1 protein-coding gene is annotated in these 1,412 nt (G+C 68.6%); it reads right to left on the bottom strand.

The genetic code is table 11. The features are described 5' to 3' along the window. Positions 1–14: 14 nt before the first annotated feature. Positions 15–1,412 (bottom strand): rhamnogalacturonan lyase (locus tag ACYVMZ_RS39290; RefSeq protein ID WP_461088102.1); only part of this gene is annotated, 1,398 nt, incomplete at its 5' end.

Here is a 1,412-nt window from a genome sequence, read left to right as displayed (position 1 = left end):
CGCGGGCGCCGGGTTCAGGGTGTGTAGACGGTGGGACGGGGTGGGGTGGGCATGGCGTTGCCGATGAAGAAGCTGGGGTGTGGTGGTTGGTTGTAGGCGGTGTTCTGCCAGGCCAGTGCTGTGCGGTATTGGGTGTCGTGGAGCAGGGTGGTGATCCTGGTGTTCGTCTGGTTCGGTGTTGAGTAGATGCGCAGGGCGGTGTTGTTGCTGGTGCGCCAGATGACCTCTTCGCGCCAGTCGCCGAGGATGTCGCCGGACAGGACGGGTGTGGACTTGGTGCCGTTGTTGGAGGAGACGCCGGAGCCGGTCAGCAGGCGGGTGTCGCCGGAGGGGCCGTACTTGTCGATGCGGGTGCCGTCGAGGAGTTCGCGGACGGTGTCGCCGTCCCACCAGGACAGGAAGTTGATGCTGGACGGCTTGCGGCCCAGCAAGGCGCCGGTGGCTGAGCGCAGGGTGGTGTCGGAGGCGGACCAGGCCTCGGCGCCGGGGCTGGCGGGGTGGATGTCGGCGGCGACGCCGCGGCCGTTGTCGGCGCCGGAGGCTGTCTGCCACAGGATCTGGCCGGTGCGGGCGTCGGCCATCCAGGAGCCGGGCTTGCTGCGGTCCTCGGAGACCTTGAAGTACTCCAGGCCCGTGCGGGAGGGGTTGAGGTCCCCGACGTGTCCGGCGTCGCCGTGGCCGAGCCTGGTCGTCCACAGTCCGTTGCCGTTGTCGTCGACGGTCATGGCGCCGTAGACGATCTCGTCCTTGCCGTCGGCGTCGACGTCGGCGACGGACAGGCTGTGGTTGCCCTGGCCGTCGTAGCCTTTGCCGCTGTTGGTGGAGGAGTTGGTGTCGAAGGTCCAGCGGCGGGTGAAGGAGCCGCCTCGCCAGTCCCAGGCGGCGATGACGGTGCGGGTGTAGTAGCCGCGGGCCATGATCAGGGAGGGGTGGGTGCCGTCGAGGTAGGCGGTGCCGGCGAGGAAGCGGTCGGCGCGGTTGCCGTAGTTGTCGCCCCAGGAGGAGACGTTGCCGCGGGGTGGGACGTGGTCGACGCTCTGCATCGCCTTGCCGGTCTGGCCGTTGAACATGGTCAGGTACTCGGGGCCGGACAGGACGTAGCCGCTGGAGTTGCGGTGGTCGGCCGAGGAGCTGCCGATCACCGCGCCGGTGCCGTCCCGGGTGCCGTCGGCGGTCTTCATGGCGACCTCGGCCTTGCCGTCGCCGTCGTAGTCGTACACCTGGAACTGCGTGTAGTGCGCGCCCGAGCGGATGTTGCGGCCCAGGTCGATGCGCCACAGCCGGGTACCGTCCAGCCGTATGCCGTCGACGACCGTGTTGCCGGTGTATCCGGACTGAGAGTTGTCCTTGGCGTTGGTGGGCTGCCACTTCAGGACGATGTCCAGGGCACCGTCACCGTCGAGATCACCGAC

This window comes from Streptomyces deserti (assembly GCF_054782695.1).
This window is presented reverse-complemented; position numbering and strand designations above follow the sequence as displayed.